The following is a 20,577-nucleotide window of genomic DNA, read 5'->3' on the forward strand; positions in this document are numbered from 1 at the left end:
ACTGACGAGACACGGCAGTACGCCACCACCCGCCCCGACACCGCAGAGGCATCCGGAGCGGGCACGGCGACCAGCCAGGTCCCGGACGGCGCCTGAGTGACTGGAACGGGCATCCTGCCGTCCTTCACCCATCGCCAGGCGGTCTGGTAACTCACGCCCTGCTGCCGCGCCCACTCCGAAAGCTTCACAAGATCAAGATATCCGGGACGTGCGACTAGAAGTGACTATGAATGACTAGAAAATCTGTAGCAGCTTTCACCCCCTCGGGCCCGGAACCCGCCCGCAGACGACCTTCGGGCGGCCTTCAGACCGCCCGGACTGACTGAGCCAGACCGCACAGTCGGACTCGGCCGAGCTTCAGCCGACCCTGACGAACAAGGGCTCGCCCACGGGCGCCGCACCGGCCGGCAGCAACGCCAGGTCGAGGCCGCGTACCAGGCGGGCCCTCAGCACATCGTGGCCGGCCAGCGCCTCGGCCACCCCGCGCACGGCATCGGCCTGCGGCGCGCCTTCGGCCAGCACCAGGGCGAGGGTTCCGTCCGCGCCCTGGCCACCGCGCACCAGTTGGGCCCGGAGCACGGCGGGCTCGGCGCTGACCGTCTGCCGCAGCACATCGAGCACCGCGGGGTCATCCAGCGGATCGGCGCTGGTGCGCCCCTCAGCGAGTGCCCGCAGCGCCGCACCGCTCAGCTGGAACGGCACCGGCCCCGCCAGATCCAGGACCAGGGTGTCGGCCTTCTCATGGGCGGCGGCCTGTAGCGCCTGGTGCAGGGGCACGGCGACGGGCCGGGCCTGGGCGTCCCAGCGGGCGAGGGAATCCAGCGAGGTGAAGGCGGGCAAGGCCCGACGATCACCCGCGGTGAGCGTCGGCACGGCCATGTCGCTGGTCTTCTCCCGGCGCAGCCCCGCCTCGTCCACTTCGACCTCGCCGAGGACTGCGACGACGGGAACCAGCAGTCGCGCTCCCTGGAGTGCCTCAAGGACCTGCCGCTCTGCGGTGCGGTCCTTCGCCCAGATGGCGAGCGCCGCAGCCAGTCGGGGGTCGGCGGTGCCGTCGTCGTCGGAGAAACCGGGGTCCGGGATGTTCTTGAGCGCCACGGGTCGAGCCTAGTTCCTCGCCGGGGACGCTGTGCCCCAGGGTCGCGTCCCGAAGGCGGGACCGGCGCCCTCTGGTACCGGGCGTCGCAGGGCCGGGCGGAATCTGCCGGACGGATCTAGGCTCCCGGGGTGACCGTCCGCATCTCAGTGGCCTTGCCTGGCCGCTCCTACGGCGATGAACACGACTACCCCTGCGCCAGTCTGGTGAAGGTCGCCATCCTGGCGGCCCTGCTCCAGCGGCGCGATGGACTCGGTGCGCGGGAGGAGGAGTGGGCTCGGGCCATGATCGTACGCAGTGACAACGAGGCCGCGACCGAGTTGTGGCACGTCCTGGGAGGTGCCCCTGGTCTGTCGGCTGCCACGGCCGGACTCGGGTTGCGGCAGACCTTGGCGCGGCCGGCATGGGGGTTGACCCGGACCACGGCACCGGATCAGCTCCGGCTGCTGGAGACCGTGTTCGACGGCGGGTATCCGCTGCTCACCACGTTGATGGGGCAGGTGGTCGAGGGGCAGCGGTGGGGCGTGTCCGCCGCGGGCGGACCCTGTGCCCTGAAGAACGGCTGGCTGCCGGTGCGACCCAGCGGGTTGTGGGCGGTGCATTCGATGGGCCGGGTCGGCGGACGATTGATCGCGGTCCTCTCGGACGGGCACCCCACGTTGGCGGCGGGTGTCTGCCGGGTGGAGGCTGCGGTGCGGGAAGCAGTACGAGCGCCCTGAGCACCGGGCGCACCCGTGGAGCGGCGGGTCTGCCCGGCGATGGCTGGCCCCGCCCCCTGGCCAGCAGGCTCGCCGGGACTTTCAGACCGGACAGCCCGGGTCATGGCGGTCACTCGCCGGCGCGGCCGGGAAAAGCCGTCAGCCCAGGTCGTCGCGGTCGGCCCGCCAGAGGACCACCGCGCCCACCAGGACCAGTGCGCCGACGCCTCCGGCGAGGGGGGCGAGCCAGCCGACCGGTGCATGGTCGGGTTGGTCGAGTTGCGGGCCGGGGCCGAAGTACTTCTTGGCGTAGCCGGCGGTGGACTGCCTGGGGTCCCTGGGGCGCAGCCCCTTGGCCCGGTCGATCGCCGCAGCCGGGTCCACCATGCCGTTGCCCCGAGCGTCGTCCCGGCCGCCCTGGGGACGGTCACGGGCCGTGTCCGCGATGAGCTTCTTGACCTGTGCGGGCTTCAGGTCGGGGTGGGCCGCGCGAACGAGGGCGACGGCTCCCGAGACGAAGGCCGCCGCAGCGCTGGTGCCCCACCCCTCGTAGTACTTGCGGTCGGGGTCGGGGATCACGATGTCCACGCCGGGTGCGCTGACCGTGGCGTACCACCGTTGGGTGGAGAAGGCGGCATGGCTGCCGAAGCGGTCGACCGCCGTCACGGCGATCACGCCGGGATAGGCGGCCGGATAGGAGATGCGGTCGCCCTTCTCCCCGCCGTTGCCCGCGGAGGCCACCACCACCGAGCCCTTGGCCAGGGCGTATTGGACGGCGGCGTCCTCGCTGGCCTCTGCGTGCGCCGACTCGCTGTCGTCGCCGAGTGAGAGGTTGATGACGTCGGCGCCCTGATCGGCCGCCCAGCGGATGCCCTGGGCCAGGGCGGTCCCGCGTGAGCTGCGGGCCTTCCCTCGGGCGGGGTCGGTGCCTTCGAGTATCACGCGCACCGGGAGGATCTTGGCCTTCGGGGCGATGCCCATGACTCCGTCCCGGTCCTCGGGTCCCCGGCCGTGGGCGGCGATGATGCCGGCCATGGCCGTGCCGTGGCGGGCCCAGGAGCGGTCGCCGGGGCCGGCGCCGAAGCCGATGAAGTCCTTGCCCGGCAGGACGTTGCCGTCCAGGTCGGGGTGCTGGTCGTCCACGCCCGTGTCCAGCACGGCGACCGTGACGCCTTCGCCCTTGGTGGTGCGCCAGGCGTGGTCCGTGTTCAGCGCGTCCAGGCCCCACTGTTGGGGCCTTATGCCGTCCGCGTGGGCGGGTGCGGCGGACAGGAACACCAGGGCCGTGGCCGCCACGACACAGGCGAGCCGCCGACGGCGGCGAGATGCACGGAAGCCACGGGAATGGCTGCGCGCAGAAGGAACACGAGCAGCGGGGGGCACCTGGGTGGCGCGAGCAACGCGCAGAACACCGAGCGGACTCGACGAGGTCATTCCGGCGGCTCCGCTGCGGTGCTGAGGGCGCGTACGAGGGCTTTCTCGATGCCGTCCGCCAGCCCGCCCGCCTCGTGCCCGAGGCCGGCCTGCGCCGCCGTGGTCTTGCCGCGGTCGACCCGGGCGACGGACGCGGGCTCGGGCGCGTTGACCGGACGCCCGTCGGCGAATCCGGAGACCGCGTAGACGATCACGGGCACCTGGGTGAGGACGGTGACGGTCCAACTGGCGCGCTGTCGGTCGCCGAAGCCCGCCGCGACCGTGCCCGGCGCGGGGAAGGCACGGGGCATCAGATCGGACCTCTTGGCGAGGTCCTCATTGCCGAATCGGGCCTTGAGGGTCTTCATGGTCGTCTTGTCGCCCTCGGTGAAGACGAGCCCGACGGTGGTGACGTAGCTGGAGGTGGCGTCGGTGTACGTCGCGCGCAGGGCACGGGCGCAGCCGACGGGTTGGAGGGTGCTCACCAGCAGGGGATCGAGTGCGGCGGTGCAGTTGCCGTCGGGGGCGACAGCCACGCGTGACCAGGTCCGATCGGCCTTGCCCGGACCCGCGCCCTTGCCTTCCACCTTGACGGGGAAGAGCGTGTCCACGGGAACGCTGTGCCACAGCGTCCGGGCTTCGGAGTAGCCGGTGTCGGTGGCGGTGTCGGCGCTGGAGTCCTCGGTGAGCCAACTCCCGGTGACGGCCCCGCCGATCAGCCCGAGTCCCAACACCACACAGGCGAGGGCGCCGATCGTGCGCAGGGGACGGCGGACCCGAAGGGGTTGCAGTCCGCCCGTTCGCTCGCTGGGGGTCTCGGGCGGGGGCCAAGGAGAGCCGGGGTACGAGACGTGCCGGGGGGCGGGTGTGCCCCACGGGTGGGGCTCAGGGGACTCACGGATGGCGCGCAGCCTGGCCGTGGGCTCGTCCGACACCGGTGCACTGTGGGCGGTCACCAGCGGGCGGTCATCGGACTCCCGGGGAGTGCGTCCGCCGCCGCTGCTGGCGGTTCGGTCCATGGCAGCGGGAAGAGGGTCCGGCGTACCGGTGGGCGGAGGGACCTTCGGGGTCGACCGCTCGGGGGGCAACGGCACCCGGGGGTCTGTGACGCCGGGGACTGCGGACGGGCGGGGTGGCGCGCTGGGCTGCACCGGTATGGCCGGGGGTGCGGACGGCCGCCCTCCGGGGGTGCTCCTGGGGGCTGCGGACGGGCGGGGCGGCACATCGGCCGTCGTCCCCGGCTGACTGCCGGCGTGGTCCTGTTGGGCTTCACGCGGGGGTCGGGTCGGGGCTGGCGGAGCATCACGGCGCAACTGTCGGGTGTCGACGTCGGGGCCCTGGGCTTCGGCGTCCGGGGAGCGGGGAGTCGTGGCGGGCCGGGCCGCAGGGCGGTCGTCCGGGGCATCGCCGGCCGCCGCGGACAGAGCGGGACGGGACGGAACGGGGGGTACCGACTCCGGTCGGCGCGGCACCGACTCCGGGGTGCCGGCGCAGAAACAGCCCGGTTCCCCCGCGGGGCAGTACGGAGTGGGGGCCGCGGCTGTGGGCCCGTTCAACGAACAGGTGCACCCTCGTACACCGCACGGCGGCAGGTCGATGGCGTACGGACCTGCTGCCGCATCACAGTCGGGGCAAGTACAGACAGTGCCCGATGTGCCCGATGTGACCGATGTGACCGATGTGACCGATGTGACCGATGTGCTCGATGTGCTCGATGTGCTCGATACATCGTCTGTTGCGCCGCCGCTATCGCAACCGGGGCACGAGCATGCGCCGGCGCGTGGTTCCGCGCCGCCCTCGGACTCATCCCGGCGCAGCCGTCGGGTGTCGACGTCGGACTGTCCGGGGAGCAGGGGGATGCGGAAGGGGCGGGACGGGCCAGGGACAGAGGCCCGGCGGGATCGTGTCGGATCGCCTTCCGGCTGTTCTGAGGTGTCCGCCGCGGGCTGTCCTTCGGACGGCAGCAGATCGGTGATCCCGGAGGCCCGCAGCGCCTGGGATGCCTGCTCCTGGGGGACCAACGCGTCGGTGATGCGGGAGGTGACCGGAGCAGCCGAGGAGTCTTCGGGTACGGACGGGGGCTGCGCCTCCGTACTCATCGAGCCCCCCGTTTCTCCTCCACGTACCACCGATGGGCAGGCTGCAGGAGGCCGGCGCGTCGGTCATGGCTTGTGCGTCACTCTACGGGTTGGAACCCGTCTCACGGGACCGTCGCAGCGGCTCCGGGGGGATCTGCCCAGAACATCCCCTCTACTGATCGGTAGCCACTTCTGGCATGCTCTGGCAGGCTCGGCCCATGATGCCCCGCGCTACCGACCGGGCCCGTCTCGACGGGGCCACCGCCTCCCTCGACGCTCCACTCGCCGTGGTGGATCTCGATGCCTTCGACGCCAATGCCGACGATCTGGTGCGGCGAGCCGGGGGCACGCCCATCCGGGTCGCGAGCAAGTCCGTGCGATGTCGCGCCCTGCTGGAACGGGTGCTCGCCAAGGAGGGGTTCACCGGCGTCATGGCATTCACGCTGGCCGAGTCGCTGTGGTTGGCGCGGGCCGGGTTCGACGATGTGCTCCTCGCCTACCCCTCCGCCGACCGGTCCGCATTCGCCGAGTTGGCGGCTGACCCCAAACTGGCCGCGGCGGTGACCGTGATGGTCGACGACACGGCGCAGTTGGAGCTGATCGACGCGGCGCGCGCCGGCGGTCGTGAGGAGATCCGTGTCTGTCTGGAGTTGGACACGGCGTTGCGGCTGTTGGGCGGACGGGTGCGGATCGGTGCCCGGCGCTCCCCGCTGAGCGAGCCGGCCGAGTTGGCGGAGTTGGCGCGTTCGGTGGTGCGCCGCCCGGGATTTCGGCTGGTGGGACTGATGGCGTACGAGGGGCATATCGCCGGGGTCGGTGATGCGTACGAGGGCCGGCCCGTGCTCTCGCGCGCCATCTCGCTGATGCAGCGGATCTCCCGCGCCGAACTCGCGGTGCGCCGGGCGGAGACCGTACGGGCGGTACGGGCGGTGGCACCGGATCTGGAGTTCGTCAACGGTGGTGGCACCGGCAGCGTCCAACACACGGCCGCGGAGGAGGCGGTGACGGAGGTCGCGGCAGGTTCGGGGCTGTACCAACCGCGGTTGTTCGACGACTACTCGTCCTTCTCGGGGCGGCCCGCCGCCCTCTTCGCCCTCCCGGTGGTGCGGCGGCCGGGTGTGGGGGTGGTGACGGTGCTGGGTGGTGGCTATCCGGCGTCAGGTGCGGCCGGCCCGGATCGGCTGCCCACGCCGCATCTCCCCACGGGGTTGCGCTTCGACGGCCGCGAGGGTGCGGGCGAGGTGCAGACCCCCCTGCTCGGTCCGGCGGCCGACGATCTGCTGATCGGCGACAAGGTGTGGTTCCGCCATGCGAAGGCCGGTGAACTGTGCGAGCGCTTCGCCCAGTTGCACCTGATCGAGGGCGATCAGGTCATCGACACGGTGCACACCTATCGAGGCGAGGGGCGGACCTTCCTGTGAGGGCCCGGCCCCTGCCGTGCCGACCGGTCGGGCGGTCCCGACTCAGAGCGGGGTGACGTACGCGCCCGAGATGCCGCCGTCGACGAGGAAGTCCGTCGCATTGACGAAGGAGGAGTCGTCGCTCGCGAGGAAGGCGACCGCGGCGGCGATCTCATGGGCCTCCGCGAACCGTCCCAGTGGGATGTGGACGAGTCGTCGTGCGGCTCGTTCGGGGTCCTTGGCGAAGAGCTCCCGAAGGAGCGGGGTGTTGACGGGGCCGGGACACAACGCGTTGACCCGGATGCCTTCCCTGGCGAACTGGACACCGAGTTCCCTGGTCATGGCCAGGACCCCGCCCTTGGATGCGGTGTACGAGATCTGGGAGGTCGCGGCCCCCATGATCGCGACGAAGGAGGCGGTGTTGATGATGGAGCCGCGGCCCTGGCGCTGCATGTAGGGGATGGCCGCCTTGCAGCAGAGGTAGACGGAGGTCAGATTGACGTCCTGGACCCGCCGCCATGCCTCGATCCCGGTGGTGAGGATGGAGTCGTCGTCGGGCGGGGAGATGCCCGCGTTGTTGAAGGCGATGTCGACGGATCCGTAGGTGGTGTGGGCCGCGCTGAACAACGCCTCGACCTGTTCGGCGTCGGTGACGTCGACCTTGACGAAGATGCCGTCGACCTCTTCGGCCGCGGCCTTGCCGGTCGTCTCATCGATGTCGCCGCAGACGATGTGCGCGCCCTCGGAGGCGAGCCGCCGCGCGGTGGCGAGGCCGATGCCGCTGCCCGCTCCGGTGATGACGGCGGTACGGCCGACGAGACGACGGCACACGGGAGTTTCGGTCATGGGTGGTCAGACCTCCGTACTGCTGAAGAAGACGTTCTTGGTCTCGGTGAAGGCTGCGAGTGCGTCCGGGCCCAGTTCACGGCCGAGGCCGGACTGTTTGTAGCCGCCGAACGGGGTCCAGTAGCGGACGCTGCTGTGGGAGTTGACGGATAGATTGCCCGCGGCCACGGCCCGACTGACGCGGATGGCCCGGCCGATGTCCCGGGTCCACAGGGAACCGGAGAGCCCGTAGGGGGTGGCGTTGGCGAGGCGGATGGCGTCGGCCTCGTCGTCGAAGGGCAGGACGACCGCGACCGGCCCGAAGACCTCCTCACAGGCGACCGGCGCTCCGGCGTCGACCTCGGTGAGGACGGTCGGGGGGAACCAGAAGCCGGCACCTGTGGGGGCGGTGCCACGGATGCCTGGCAATGCGTCGGGTACGTAGGCGCGGACCCGATCGAGTTGGGCCCGTGAGATCAGCGGACCCATCTGGGTCTTCTCGTCGGCCGGATCCCCCACGGTGATCGCGGCGATGGCGGGAGCGAGACGTTCCAGGAAGCGGTCGTGGACGGAGCGCTGGACCAGGATGCGGGTTCGCGCGCAACAGTCCTGCCCACTGTTGTCGAGGAAGGACATGGGCGTCGCCGCGACGGCGGCTTCGAGGTCGCAGTCGGCGAAGACGATGTTGGGGCTCTTGCCGCCGAGTTCGAGGGTGACCCGCTTCACCTGCTCGGCACAGCGGGCCATGATGGCCTTGCCGACGCGGGTGGAGCCCGTGAAGACGATCTTCGCGACTCCGGGGTGTTCGACGAGTGCGTTGCCGACGATGTCACCGGCGCCGGGGAGCACCTGGAACAGGTGCTGCGGAAGTCCGGCCTCCAGAGCGAGTTCCGCCAGCCTCAGCGCCGTCAACGGGGTGGTCTCGGCGGGTTTGAGGAGAACGGCGTTGCCGGCCGCGAGGGCGGGGGCGGCACCCCAGGCGGCGATCGGCATCGGGAAGTTCCAGGGCGCGATGACCCCGATGACACCGAGCGGTTCGAGGATCGTGATGTTCAGCCCGCCGGGGACCGGGATCTGCCGACCGTTGAGCCGCTCGACCCCGCCGGCGGCGAAGTCCAGAAGGTCTCGGACATTACCGGCCTCCCAACGGGCGTTGCCGATGGTGTGACCTGCCTCCAGCACCTCCAGTTGCGCAAGTTCTTCGAGGTGCGCGTCGACGGCGAGGGCGAAGCGGCGGAGCAGCCGGGCCCGGTCGGCGGGCGCCAGTCGCGTCCAGCGCTGCTGCGCCCTCGCTGCGAGGGCGACGGCGGCGTCGACCTCGTCGAGGGTGGTCGCCGGGACGCTGCGGAGGAGTCGGCCGGTGGTGGGATTGAGCACTTCATGGTGCGACGCGTACGGCAAGACATTCCTCACGTGGGGTCAGAGAACGGTGTCGGCGGGAACCGACCCTTCGGCGGTCCGAGCGGCTCGGCCGCCGAAGGGTCGGTTCCCGCCGTACGGAGACGGTCTCCAGCACCCGGCACACGGGGCCGGTGCGCATCCGTGGCTCTTCATCGGCGTTGCATCGGCGATCCAGTGCTGCCTCAGTGCTGCCTCAGTGCTGTCTCAGTGGCGTTCAGTGCCGTTCGAAGGAGCGGCGGAGTTCCCAGTCGGTGACGGCCGCGTCGAAAGCGGCCAGTTCCACCCCGGCCATGGTGCGGTAGTGGGCAAGGACCTCATCGCCGAATGCCTCCTTGGCGATGGGACTGGTCTCCCAGAGCTCGGCCGCCTCCCGCAGGGTGGTGGGCACCTGGGCGTAGTCGGCGGCGTACGCGTTCCCTGTACAGGGAGCCGGGAGTTCGAGGCCCTGTTCGATGCCGTGGATGCCTGCGGCGATCATGCCGGCGACCGCGAGGTGCGGATGGGCGTCACCGCCGGGCAGCCGGTTCTCGAAGCGCATCGAGCGACCGTGTCCCACCACGCGCAGGGCACACGTGCGGTTGTCGAACCCCCAGGCCACGGCCGTGGGTGCGAAGCTGCCTGGCTGGAACCTCTTGTAGGAGTTCACCGTGGGCGCGTACAGCAGGGAGAAGTCCCGCAGGGCGGCGAGTTGTCCGGCGAGGAAGTGCCGCATCACGGGCGACATTCCCCCCGGCCCGTCCCCCGCCATCACATTGCGGCCGTCCTCATCCGCGAGGGAGAGATGGATGTGGCAGGAGTTGCCTTCGCGCTCGTCGTACTTGGCCATGAAGGTGAGCGCGTACCCCTCCTGTGCCGCGATCTCCTTGGCCCCCGTCTTGTAGAGGGCGTGTTGGTCACAGGTGACCAGGGCGTCGTCGTAGCGGAAGACGATCTCGTGCTGGCCCGGATTGCACTCGCCCTTGGCCGACTCGACCGTCAGTCCGGCCGCGGCCATGTCCCTGCGGATGCGGCGCAACAGGGGCTCGATGCGGCCGGTGCCCAGGAGCGAGTAGTCGACGTTGTACTGGTTGACGGGTGTGAGCCCGCGGTAGTCGCGGTCCCACGCCTCTTCGTAGGTGTCCCTGAAGACGATGAACTCCAACTCGGTCCCGACCTTGGCGGTGAAGCCGAGTTCGGCGAGTCGGGCCAACTGGTGGCGGAGGATCTGCCGGGGGGCGGCGACGACGGGCGAGCCGTCGTGCCAGGCGAGGTCGGCGAAGAGCAGGGCCGTGCCGTCGTACCAGGGCACGCATCGCAAGGTGGCGGGGTCGGGTCGCATCGCGAAGTCGCCGTAGCCCTGGTCCCAGGAGGACATCTCGTACCCGTCGACGGTGTTCATCTCGATGTCGACGGCGAGGAGGTAGTTGCAGCCTTCGGTGCCGTGGGCGAGGACCTCGTCGAGGAAGAACGGCGCGGCGAACCGCTTGCCCTGGAGCCGGCCCTGCATGTCGGGGAAGGCGAGCACCACGGTGTCGATCTCGCCGCTCGCCACACGTGCGCGAAGCTCGTCGACCCCGAGCGGAGGTGTGCGATCTGCCACAGGGATGATGCCTCCTTGGATGAGCCAGCAGCCCTAAGGTATTGCTGTGGACCATTGATTGGGAAGAAGAAACGACGACGTGGCGAAGAATGATGTGGTGACCGACCGGCTCACGGCCGTCCTGCGCCCGGTGCGCGCGGGCAACGGGTTCGAAGAGGCCCTGGAGCAGATCCTGCGTCTGCTGCGCCTCGGCCTGGTGCCGGCCGGCGAACGACTGCCGGCGGAACGGGCACTGGCGGAGCGGTTGGGGATCAGCCGGGTCACCCTGCGCGACGTGCTCAAGGTCCTCACCGACCAGGGCCTGGTGGAGAGCAGAAGGGGGCGGTACGGCGGAACGTTCGTCCTGAGCCGGCCCGAGGCCCGCGGCGAAGCGGAGTTGCGCCGCCGGGTGGGCACCGTGGACGTGACGGACACCCTGCACTTCCGCGAGGTGCTGGACGTGGGGGCGGCCGGGCTGTGCGCGTCGAACGGGCTGACCGACGGCGGGGCGATACGGCTGCGCAGCGCCCTACTGGCCACGAACGAAGCCCCTTTGGACGAGTACCGCCGCCGTGACACGCTCCTGCACCTCACGCTCGCGGAGCTGTCCGGCTCTCCCACGCTGGCCGTGCACTACGCCGCCGTCCGGGCGGATCTGAACGACCTCCTCGACTGCATCCCGCTGCTCGTGCGGAACCTGGAGCACTCGCAGCACCAGCACACCGCCCTCGTCGATGCGGTGCTCGACAAGGACGCCGACGGGGCGCGGGATGTGATGCGCGAGCACTGCGAGGGCACGGCGGCGCTGCTGCGGGGCTTTCTGTCCTGAGCCGGACGCTCGTACTGGGCTCTGCCCAACGCTCGTACTGATCGCTGCCTGACGCTCGTACTGGACTCTGCCTGACGCTCGTACTGGTCTCTGCGCCGACCCGTGGCTACCGGCTTTCGGGTGCGCGCTTTATGCGCCGCCACGTCCTGCGGCATCCGACGCACGAGGCTTGCGCGGACCCACACCTTCAGCAAAGGTACTCAGTCACACCTTTGAAGGGCAGGGCTGCTCCCATGGCCGTAGGCACCGGCTGTTCCCCCTCCTCAGACGCCCCGCGTCCGCAGGTTGCGGCGCCGCGCCGATGCGACGGTGGCCGGTTACGCCTGAGCTGACCTGAAGCGGATGGTCCATCAACCACCCCTCTGGGCGCCCCCAACGACAAGCCGCCTTCGCTTCGGGCCCTCGCACGGCAGTCACAGTCCCGCCCCGGCATCTTGGGCGGCGTCGAGATCGTTGTACGCCGGCCGGCGGGGCAGGCGAAGCAACAGCCGGGTGCTCCGCCTCCGACCGCAGCCGTACTCCCCGGCCGAGGCGACAGAAGCGAGAGAAACGACGGACATGACGGATGTGATGGAAGTGACGGACATGCCCCGACCCCTCATCGGCATCACCACGTACCTCGACACGGCCGCCTGGGGAGTGTGGCGACGGCCGGCGGCCCTCCTGCCGGCCGACTATCCGGCCCTCGTCCAGCGGGCGGGAGGGGTGGCGGTCATGCTGCCGCCCGACCCGGACCCCGCTGCCGCCCACGCGGCCGTGGCCCGGCTCGACGGTCTGATCCTCGCCGGCGGTGCCGATGTCGATCCCGAGCACTACGGCGCCACACCGGACCCGCGCGCCGGTCCCCCGGCCCCCGAACGGGACCACTGGGAGTTGGCCCTGATCGACGCGGCACGTGCGGTGGGCACCCCGATCCTGGGGATCTGTCGGGGCATGCAACTGCTCAACGTGGCCCTGGGCGGCACGCTGCTCCAACATCTGGACGGACACATGGAGGCGGAAGGAATCTTCGGCACCCATCCGGTGCGGCCGGTGCCGGGCACCCGGTACGCGTCGATCGTGCCGGAGACCACACAGGTACCCACCTATCACCACCAGGCCGTCGCCCAACTGGCACCCCTTCTCAGGGCGAGCGCCCATGCCGAGGACGGCACGGTGGAGGCGGTGGAACCGGCATTCCCAGGCGAAGGCTGGCTGCTGGGGGTGCAGTGGCACCCCGAGGTCGGGCGGGACCTTCGGATCGTGCGCGCGCTCGTCGCCGTGGCCTCCGGAGCCGAACCCTCGGTCAACTCTTCGTCAGTCCCAGCAGGTCCCGCGCCGGCCCTGTCGGACGCTGGGCACGTCGCCAGACCGCCCGCAGCGCCCGCCGGAGCTCCACTCCCTCCACCCGCACCCTGATCAGTCGTCGTGCGGCGAACTCGTCGAGCACGGCGAGTTCGCTGAGCACCACCGGTCCGGCACCACTGACCGCAGCCGCCTTGACCGCTGTCGTCGAGCCCAGTTCCAGCAGCGGTTCAGCCGGTCCCCCGTACGCGGCCAGTGCGGAGTCCAGCACCTGTCGCGTACCCGACCCCCGCTCCCGCAGGATCAGCGGGGCGACGGCCAGTTCGGCGGCGGTCAGGGGCGCCCGCTTACGTGCCCATTCATGCAGCGGGGAGACCGCCACCACCAGTCGATCGTGGCCGATGACGGCCCCGTCCAGACCGTCGGGCACGGACAGGCCCTCCACGAACCCCAGCTCCGCATCGCCCGCGAGCAGTCGTTCCGCGACCGTCGCGGAGTTCCCCGCCAGGAGGGAGACCACGGTGTCCGGGCGCTGGGTGCGCAGCGCGATGAGCCAGCCCGGTAGCAAGTACTCGGCGATGGTCATCGAGGCCGCGACCCTCAGCCGCGAGTCCCGGCGCCCCCGCAGGGCCTGGGCGCCGGCATCGAAGACCTCTGCCGCCTCCACGACCCGCCGCGCCCAGTCCGTGACGAGCGCCCCGGCCTCGGTGAGCCGGGAGCCCCGCGGCGAGCGGTCCACCAGAACCAGTCCCAGTTGACGCTCCATCGAACGGATGCGGCTGCTCGCCGCCGGTTGGGTGATCCCCATCTCGCGGGCCGCTCGGCCCAGACTGCCGTGCCGGGCGACGGCGAGCAGCAGCTCCAGGGCGCCGAGGTCGGGCACCCGATGGGCCAGTGGGCCCCGCTCCACACGGTCATCGCTCATCAGTCCAGCTTATGAGGTCATAACGCGAAGATCCCTGGTGGGACGGGAGGAATCGGCCCACAGTGGCGCCATGGCCCTGGCACCACCCGTACCCGCACCCGTCTCCGTCCCACTGCCGCTTCTGCGGCACTTCACCCCCAACTGGTACGCCACGGTCATGGGCACCGCCATCGTGGCCAATGCGGGCGCGGCACTCGACATCCCCGGCACCCGGCCACTGCTCACCGCCGTATGGGCGCTGTCAGCGGTGTTGCTGATCGCGGTGGTCATCGCCCGCCTCCTGCACTGGCGCCACCACCGGGACCGGGCCAGGGCGCATCTGCTGGATCCGACGATCGCGCCGTTCTACGGGTGCGCTGCGATGGCGACACTCGCCGTGGGGGCCGGCACACTGCCCCTGGGCGCGCCCCTGATGGGGGCCGCGACAGCGGTACCGGTCGCCGTGCTGCTGTTGGTCCTGGGAACCGTCGTCGCAGTGGGTACGGCCTCGGTGATCCCCTGGCTGATGGTGGTCAACCGGCGGATCGAGCCGGGCTCTGCGTCCCCTGTGTGGCTGCTCCCCGTGGTCCCTCCGATGGTGGCCGCGGCCTCCTGGCCCCCGCTCATCCCCGAACTGCCCGCAGGCCAGTGGCCCACCGCGGTACTGCTGGCCAGCGCTGCGATGTTCGGTCTCAGCCTGCTGGCGACGCTCGCCGTCCTGCCGTTGGTCATCGCCAGGCTGCTGCGCCACGGTCCGCTCCCGCTCGCTCTCACTCCGGCCCTGTTCCTGGTCCTCGGGCCCCTGGGGCAGTCGACGACGGCCGCCGACGCGATGGCGTACGCGTCCCGAAGTGTGTTCCCTGCGCTCCAGCCGAGCACCGTCTCGGCGTTCGCCACGGGCTATGGAGTGGTGGCCATGGGCCTGGCGGTGCTGTGGCTGACCCTGGCCGGAGCGGCGACGGTACGGGCGATGCGCCGGGGGCTGCCCTTCACCCTGGGGTGGTGGGCGTTCACCTTCCCGGTCGGCACCTGTGTCACGGGCGCGGCGGCGCTCGGCGAGAGGACGGAGCTCACCGCACTGACCCTGCTGGCGGGCGGGCTGTACGTCCTCCTCGTAACGGCGTGGGCGGTGGCCGCGGGTCGTACGGTGCGCGGGCTGTTCAACGCAGAGCTGCTCGCAGCGCCGCGCCCAGCACCGCGGGCGCCGTCACCAGGGACGGCCCGTACCAGGTGAGATGGCGACCGCTGACCAGGGCAGCGGGGAGGCGGGGAAAGGACTCGGGTCCGTCCTCAGCAGTGAAGCGGTACGGCTCATCGGGGAGGACGACGAGGTCGGCGCCGCTGCGGTGGAGTTCGTCAAGGGGTATCCGGGGGTAGCGGTCCGGGTGCCGTGCGTACACGTTGTCGACCCCGAGTCGGTGCAGCAGGTCCCCGGCGAAGGTGTCCCGCCCCAGCACCATCCACGGTCGCCGCCAGATGGGCACCACAGCGGCCACGGCGGGCACCGCGCCCGGTAGATCGCCCGACCAGGCATCGGCGGCGCGAGCCAGCCAGGCCGGCCGGTGCAGCCCGCAGCCGTCGACGAGGACGCGCTCCAGTTCGCGCAGGGCCTGCTCCAGATCACGTACCTCGGTCAGGAGCACCGGGATGCCGGCGGCGCGCAGGGCGTCCAGGTCCGGTTGCCGGTTCTCCTCCTCATTGGCGATCACCAGATCGGGCGCCAGTCGGATCACCGCTGCCACATCGGGGTTCTTGGTGCCCCCGATGCGCGGTACGTCGAGGTCGGCGGGATGGGTGCACCAGTCGGTGGCCGCGATCAGCGCACCGGGCGCGCTGACGGCCACGGCCTCGGTGAGGGAGGGAACCAGGGAGACGACCCGCGGCATCGCAGGTGGCCCGGCCACGGTCTAGCGCTCCGGGGGGCCGAGGTGATCGGCCACGGTGACCACGACGATCCGGGTCTCCGGGAGGGCGGCCCGCCAGCGGTGGCGTACCCCTCCGGAAAGGAAGAGGGCGTCACCGCTGCCCAGCCGGTAGGCACGACCCTCGGCCTCGACCTCGACCACCCCGTCGGCGACGTACATGATCTCGTCGTTGCGGTGCTCGAACTCGCCGTCCGTGTCGTGTTCGCCCGTGAACTCCAGGGCTTCCAGTTGGTGACGGCCGTGCACCAGCCGCCGGGTGGTACCGCCATGAACGGCACGATCCGTATCGTCCAGCGCGGGTGGGGTGTCCGCACGGACGACGGCGACGGTCCGCGCGGCATCGGAGGCCGCGATCAATCGGCCCACGGTGGTTTCCAGGGCGTTGGCGACCCGCTCCAGAGAACGGTTGCTGGGCCGGGCCCGCTCGTTCTCGATCTGGCTGAGGAAGGGCACCGACAGACCGCTGCGCTCGGCGACCACGGCCAGGGTGAGCTCAAGGGCGCGGCGGCGCCGACGCACGGCCGCGCCCACCCGAAGGGGTTCGGTCTCCTTCGGGTCCTTGCCGTCCTTCGTGTCCATCCGCCCAGCTCCCCTTCCTGGTCCTGTCTCACCATACGCAGCTTCCGGGCTCGGTCGCGCGTATACGGTGCACGGGCCAGGCATCGAGGGGTACGCAGCACCGGGGTGGCCCCCGCGACCAGCGGAGACCACCCCATCACCATGCGTTACCCGCCGATGCTGCGGCGGTTGCGGCTACTGCGCTGTCATCGCCTTCTCCACCTGCGGATTCTTGGCCAGCCAGGCGCGGACCGCATCCTGTTCCGCGCCCTTCCCCGCCTGCTGGATCTCCGCCTCCAGGTCCGTCAGCTGCTTCTCGGTCAGCTGGAAGTCCTTCAGCCAGCGGGCGATCTCGGGCTCGTCGGCGGAGAAGCCCTTGCGGGCGACCGTGTGGACGCCGTCGCCCTCGCCCCAGGCACCCTTGGGGTCCTTGAGCTTCTTCAGGTCGTGGGTGCTGTAGGCCCAGTGCGGGGACCAGAGCGTGGTGAGGATGGGTTCCTTCTTCTGGTAGGCGCGCTTCAACTCGGCGAGCATCCCGGGGGTGGACCCGTCGACGACGGTGTACTCGCCCTCCAGACCGTACTGCGGGAGGACCTCGTCCTTGAGGAGCCGCATCATTCCGGCGCTCGGCTCGATGCCGATGATGCGGCCCTTGAAGGTGCCGGCCCGGCCCTTGAGGTCGTCGAGGGAGTCGATGCCCTTGACGTAGGCGGGTACGGCGAGTTCCAGCGAGGTGGGGCCGTACCAGGAACCGAGGTCCTCAAGGTCCTTGCCGTACTTCTTCCAGTACGTGGCATGGGTGGTCGGCAGCCAGGCGTCGGTCTGGAAGTCGATCTGACCGCCCGCCAGCCCCGTGTAGAGCGCGCCGGCCTCCAGTTGCTGGGTCTTGACGGTGAAGTCGCGGCGCTCCAGGACCTCCTTCCACAGGAAGGTGGAGGCGATGCCCTCGTCCCAGGGGATGTAGCCGATGGTCACCTCTCGGCCCTTGCCGATCCCGGATGCGCTCTTGCCGTCCCGGGTGTCGTCGCCGCTGGCGATGCCCATGCCTCCGGCGACCAGAGCGAGGATGGCGACGCCGACGAGGGCCACGACGGGTTGGGGACGGTGGTTCCACAGCGAGGGACCGCCGGCCGCCGCCTTCGCCCGGGCGATCGCGCGCCGGCCGAGCGGCGAGACCTGACGGCCGAGTTCGCTGGTGATCCGGTCCAGGTACATGGCGAGGACGACGATGGAGACGCCCGCCTCGAACCCGAGGCCGATGTCGACGTTGCCGATGGCTCGGTAGACCGCTCCGCCCAGACCGCCGCCGCCGACCATGCCCGCGATGACCACCATGGACAGTCCGAGCATGATGACCTGGTTCACCCCGGCCATGATGGTGGGCAGGGCCAGGGGGAGCTGTACGCGCACGAGGGTGTTGCGCGGTGTGGTGCCGAACGCATCGGCGGCTTCGACGAGTTCCTCGTCCACCTGGCGGATGCCGTGCTCGGTCATCCGTACCCCGGGCGGCAGCGAGAACACGATGGTGGCGATGATGCCGGGAACCACACCGACGCCGAAGAAGATGATGCCGGGGATCAGATAGACCATGGCCGGCATGGTCTGCATGAAGTCCAGCACCGGCCGGATGACCGTGCTGACGGTCGTGGAGCGCGCGGCCCAGATGCCGAGCGGCACGGCGATCGCGAGGGTCACGACGGTGGCGACGAGCACCAGCGACAGGGTCGACATGGCCTCGTCCCACAGCTCGATGGAATCGATCAGCGCGAAGCCCACGAAGGCGAGACCACCGGCGACCAGCCCGCGCAACCACCAGGCGAGCACGGCGAGGATGCCCGCGAACAGGAGCGGCTCCGGGGCGGAAAGGGCCGCGTCGATGCCCTCGTACATCCCCGTGACCAGGGAACTGATCGCTTCGAAGAGCCAGGAGAGGTGGAACTGGAGCCAGTCGACGCCGCGGTCGACCCAGTCGCCGAGGGGGATCCTAGGCACGGGCCACCGCCCGGGCGTCTGCGTCTGCGTCTGCGTCTGCGTCTGCGTCTGCAACAGGGTGCGTGTGGCTCGTGGTGGCTGAGTCGTCCGCACGGCCCGCGGAACGGCTCGGCGGGGCTTCCCGCACCACGGGCTCCCCGAGGACGGCCAGCAGTCGCGAGCGCGGGACGACTCCGGTGAGCTCGCCCCGGTCGTCGACGACGGCGACGGGTGCGTCGGTGGTGGAGCAGGGCGTGAAGAGTTCGACGATGGGCGCATCGGCCGATACCGAGGCGGGCGCGGCAGCCAGGACGTCCCGAGCGTTCGTCAGCTTTCGGCCGCGGTCGGTCACCATGCCGTACGCACTGTCCACGTCCGCCATGATCGCGCCGGCGGTGAGCACCCGGGAACGGTCGACGTCCTGGATGAAGCTGGCGACGTAGTCGTCGGCGGGGGTGACGAGGATGTCCTCGGCGGTCCCCAGTTGCACGATCGCGCCGTCCCGCATGACCGCGATCCGATCACCAAGCCGCATGGCCTCGTTGAGGTCATGGGTGATGAAGACGATCGTCTTCTTCAGCGTCTTCTGGAGCCGGAGCAGTTGGTCCTGCATATCGCGGCGGATCAGCGGGTCGAGCGCGCTGAAGGACTCGTCCATCAGAAGCAGATCGGCGTCCGTGGCCAGCGCCCGGGCGAGACCGACGCGCTGTTGCATGCCACCGGAGAGCTCATCGGGCCAGGAGTCCTCCCAACCCGCCAGGCCGACGAGTGCCAGCGCCTCCTTCGCGCGTCGGGCGCGTTCGGCGGCGGGGACGCCCTGGACCTGGAGTCCGTAGGCAGCGTTGTCGAGGACGCTGCGGTGGGGGAAGAGGGCGAAGTGCTGGAAGACCATGCTGATCCTGCTGGACCGCACGGCGCGCAGTTCGCGGGGGCTCAGGGCGGTCAGGTCCTGCCCGTCGAACAGCACGGTGCCTGCGGTCGGGGTGAGCAGCCCGTTGAGCATCCGCAGCAGGGTGGACTTGCCCGACCCGGACAGGCCCATGACCACGAACGTCTGTCCAGGCTCGACCGTGAACGAGGCGTCGATCACGGCAGCGGTCGTGCCGTCGGCGCGAAGCTCGGCGCGGTCGACGCCCGCTTCGAGCCTGCGTACCGCATCGTCGGGTCGTCTGCCGAACACCTTGTACAGATGCTCTGCCTGAAGCCTGGACACATACACCTCACGCGTTGAACGGAAACGATCCGCCGTCCCCCGCACGGCAGATCGCATCGGAGCCCGGTGGGTTCCGCCCACACGCCCCCGGGTCATCGCGCGATCGCTTGATCATGCACATCGTGTGCTCGACAACATCGCGCACTCGACACCATGGGGAGCTGCTCCGGGGGCGGAGCCTGCCCCTGGCCTGCAATGACAAACAAAAAGGTGACCCAGATCACGAATAGCCTGTTTGCGGCTCTTGGGTGCATAACAGGGCCGGGAGTCGACGAGGACCGAACCGAGGGGAAATGGTCGAGCGCCGCACCCGTCGTCCCCTACGACACGACGGCTCGGGGCAGAGCTCTCCCTCTCCCTGTCCCCTCCCCGTGCGGCTTCCCCGTGCGGCCTGCCCGCACGGCCTGCCCGTCGCTGCCCTGCGGTGTCAGTGGGCTACGGCATCATCAGGGGCGTGACGCGACGCCTGATGCTCCTCGACACCGCCTCCCTGTACTTCCGTGCCTACTTCGGCGTTCCGGACTCCGTCCGCGCCCCGGACGGCTCCCCCGTGAACGCCGTGCGGGGCCTGCTCGAATTCATCACCCGGCTGGTCCAGGACCACCAGCCCGACGATCTGGTCGCCTGCTGGGACAACGACTGGCGACCACAGTGGCGGGTCGATCTGATCCCGTCGTACAAGGCGCACCGGGTCGCCGTCGAGACCGAGACCGGTCCCGACGAGGAGGAGACCCCGGACACCCTGGCCCCCCAGGTGCCGGTGATCGCCGATGTGCTGGACGCCCTGGGCATCGCCCGCATCGGCGCCGACGGCTACGAGGCGGACGATGTCATCGGCACCCTCACGGCCCGTGCCACCGGACCGGTCGACATCGTCACCGGCGACCGGGACCTCTTCCAGTTGGTCGACGACGCCCGGGAACGACGGGTGCTCTATCCCCTCAAGGGCGTCGGCACGCTCCAGGTCACGGACGAGAGTTGGCTGCACGAGAAGTACGGGGTAGACGGGCCGGGCTACGCACAGATGGCGGTGTTGCGGGGAGATCCCAGCGACGGACTGCCCGGGGTACCGGGGATCGGCGAGAAGACGGCGGTCAAACTGCTGGACTCCTTCGGCGATCTGGCCGGAGTGCTGGCCGCCGTCGACGATCCGACCGCGAAGCTCACCCCCTCACAGCGCAAGCGACTCGACGAGGCCCGGGGGTACCTCGCCGTCGCTCCGACCGTCGTCGCCGTGGCCTCCGATGTGGCCCTGCCCGCCTTTGACGCAGCACTTCCCACCGTGCCACGCGATCCGGCGGCGCTGGAGGCACTTTCGCTGCGTTGGGGACTCGGCAATGCGCTGGGACGCCTGCTCGCCACACTCGACAAGTGATGCGTCTCGCGCGCAATCTGTACTTTCCTGAGCAAGGTGTTAACTTAGG

Annotated in this window: 17 protein-coding genes; 6 read left to right on the plus strand and 11 right to left on the minus strand. The window is 70.5% G+C overall.

Going from position 1 to position 20,577, the window contains the following annotated elements:
* Positions 1–357: 357 nt before the first annotated feature.
* A complete protein-coding gene (locus ACFXJL_RS22590) occupies positions 358–1,098 on the minus strand; it encodes an SseB family protein (RefSeq protein WP_384695088.1) in 741 nt (246 codons plus the stop codon).
* A gap of 129 nt (positions 1,099–1,227) precedes the next feature.
* Here ACFXJL_RS22590 and ACFXJL_RS22595 point away from each other — a divergent pair, with 129 nt between their 5' ends.
* On the plus strand, positions 1,228–1,815 hold the full coding sequence (locus tag ACFXJL_RS22595; RefSeq protein WP_384695091.1) for a serine hydrolase: 588 nt from the start codon (positions 1,228–1,230) through the stop codon (positions 1,813–1,815).
* A 138-nt stretch (positions 1,816–1,953) separates the two neighbouring features.
* Here the strand turns inward: ACFXJL_RS22595 and mycP are convergent, their stop codons facing one another.
* Positions 1,954–3,228 carry a type VII secretion-associated serine protease mycosin gene (gene mycP / locus ACFXJL_RS22600; protein ID WP_384637320.1) on the minus strand — a complete coding sequence of 425 codons (1,275 nt, stop codon included), beginning with the start codon at positions 3,226–3,228 and terminating at the stop codon, positions 1,954–1,956.
* Positions 3,225–4,226, minus strand: a complete 1,002-nt coding sequence (locus ACFXJL_RS22605) for a hypothetical protein (RefSeq protein WP_384695095.1) — start codon at positions 4,224–4,226, stop codon at positions 3,225–3,227. Before ACFXJL_RS22605 ends, mycP begins: the two co-directional genes overlap by 4 nt.
* A 1,277-nt stretch (positions 4,227–5,503) precedes the next feature.
* Here ACFXJL_RS22605 and ACFXJL_RS22610 point away from each other — a divergent pair.
* A complete protein-coding gene (locus tag ACFXJL_RS22610) occupies positions 5,504–6,706 on the plus strand; it encodes an amino acid deaminase/aldolase (RefSeq protein ID WP_384695098.1) in 1,203 nt (400 codons plus the stop codon).
* A gap of 42 nt (positions 6,707–6,748) precedes the next feature.
* Here the strand turns inward: ACFXJL_RS22610 and ACFXJL_RS22615 are convergent, their stop codons facing one another.
* The 3 genes from ACFXJL_RS22615 to ACFXJL_RS22625 all read right to left on the minus strand — a co-directional run bounded on the left by ACFXJL_RS22615 (position 6,749) and on the right by ACFXJL_RS22625 (position 10,490).
* The gene (locus ACFXJL_RS22615; RefSeq protein WP_384695101.1) at positions 6,749–7,531 is read right to left on the minus strand and encodes a 3-oxoacyl-ACP reductase; all 783 of its coding nucleotides are present in this window, start codon (positions 7,529–7,531) and stop codon (positions 6,749–6,751) included.
* Positions 7,532–7,537: 6 nt separating this feature from the next.
* Positions 7,538–8,911 carry an aldehyde dehydrogenase family protein gene (locus tag ACFXJL_RS22620; protein ID WP_384695104.1) on the minus strand — a complete coding sequence of 458 codons (1,374 nt, stop codon included), beginning with the start codon at positions 8,909–8,911 and terminating at the stop codon, positions 7,538–7,540.
* Positions 8,912–9,125: 214 nt separating this feature from the next.
* Positions 9,126–10,490: a glutamine synthetase family protein gene (locus tag ACFXJL_RS22625; protein WP_358878210.1), complete on the minus strand. Its 1,365-nt coding sequence runs from the start codon at positions 10,488–10,490 to the stop codon at positions 9,126–9,128.
* 79 nt (positions 10,491–10,569) lie between these two features.
* On the opposite strand from ACFXJL_RS22625, the gene ACFXJL_RS22630 reads away from it, so the two are divergent.
* Both ACFXJL_RS22630 and ACFXJL_RS22635 read left to right on the plus strand, forming a co-directional pair.
* Positions 10,570–11,298, plus strand: coding sequence for an FCD domain-containing protein (locus ACFXJL_RS22630; protein ID WP_358878211.1), 729 nt, complete (start codon positions 10,570–10,572; stop codon positions 11,296–11,298).
* Between the two features lie 585 nt (positions 11,299–11,883).
* Positions 11,884–12,696: a gamma-glutamyl-gamma-aminobutyrate hydrolase family protein gene (locus ACFXJL_RS22635; protein ID WP_384637529.1), complete on the plus strand. Its 813-nt coding sequence runs from the start codon at positions 11,884–11,886 to the stop codon at positions 12,694–12,696.
* Here the strand turns inward: ACFXJL_RS22635 and ACFXJL_RS22640 are convergent.
* Positions 12,584–13,507 (minus strand): LysR family transcriptional regulator, encoded by a 924-nt coding sequence (locus ACFXJL_RS22640; protein ID WP_358878212.1) that lies wholly within the window; start codon positions 13,505–13,507, stop codon positions 12,584–12,586. The genes ACFXJL_RS22635 and ACFXJL_RS22640 overlap by 113 nt on opposite strands.
* Before the next feature lie 70 nt (positions 13,508–13,577).
* On the opposite strand from ACFXJL_RS22640, the gene ACFXJL_RS22645 reads away from it, so the two are divergent.
* Positions 13,578–14,720 carry a TDT family transporter gene (locus tag ACFXJL_RS22645; protein WP_384695108.1) on the plus strand — a complete coding sequence of 381 codons (1,143 nt, stop codon included), beginning with the start codon at positions 13,578–13,580 and terminating at the stop codon, positions 14,718–14,720.
* On the opposite strand, the gene ACFXJL_RS22650 is transcribed toward ACFXJL_RS22645, so the two are convergent.
* From ACFXJL_RS22650 to ACFXJL_RS22665, 4 genes are all read right to left on the minus strand, one after another.
* Positions 14,647–15,372 carry a helical backbone metal receptor gene (locus ACFXJL_RS22650; RefSeq protein WP_384637532.1) on the minus strand — a complete coding sequence of 242 codons (726 nt, stop codon included), beginning with the start codon at positions 15,370–15,372 and terminating at the stop codon, positions 14,647–14,649. The two genes, ACFXJL_RS22645 and ACFXJL_RS22650, sit on opposite strands and share 74 nt — an antisense overlap.
* Positions 15,373–15,393: 21 nt before the next feature.
* Positions 15,394–15,990, minus strand: coding sequence for a helix-turn-helix domain-containing protein (locus ACFXJL_RS22655; RefSeq protein ID WP_384695111.1), 597 nt, complete (start codon positions 15,988–15,990; stop codon positions 15,394–15,396).
* A 174-nt stretch (positions 15,991–16,164) separates the two neighbouring features.
* Positions 16,165–17,961 carry an ABC transporter permease/substrate binding protein gene (locus tag ACFXJL_RS22660; RefSeq protein WP_384695114.1) on the minus strand — a complete coding sequence of 599 codons (1,797 nt, stop codon included), beginning with the start codon at positions 17,959–17,961 and terminating at the stop codon, positions 16,165–16,167.
* Positions 17,954–19,153, minus strand: a complete 1,200-nt coding sequence (locus ACFXJL_RS22665) for a glycine betaine/L-proline ABC transporter ATP-binding protein (protein ID WP_384695117.1) — start codon at positions 19,151–19,153, stop codon at positions 17,954–17,956. The genes ACFXJL_RS22660 and ACFXJL_RS22665 overlap by 8 nt, the downstream gene beginning before the upstream one ends.
* Before the next feature lie 469 nt (positions 19,154–19,622).
* Between ACFXJL_RS22665 and ACFXJL_RS22670 the strand changes: the two genes are divergently transcribed.
* Positions 19,623–20,528, plus strand: a complete 906-nt coding sequence (locus ACFXJL_RS22670) for a 5'-3' exonuclease H3TH domain-containing protein (protein WP_384637535.1) — start codon at positions 19,623–19,625, stop codon at positions 20,526–20,528.
* Positions 20,529–20,577: the final 49 nt, after the last annotated feature.

Origin of the sequence: Streptomyces sp. NPDC059256, assembly GCF_042753785.1 — a bacterium.
GTDB lineage: Bacteria > Actinomycetota > Actinomycetes > Streptomycetales > Streptomycetaceae > Streptomyces.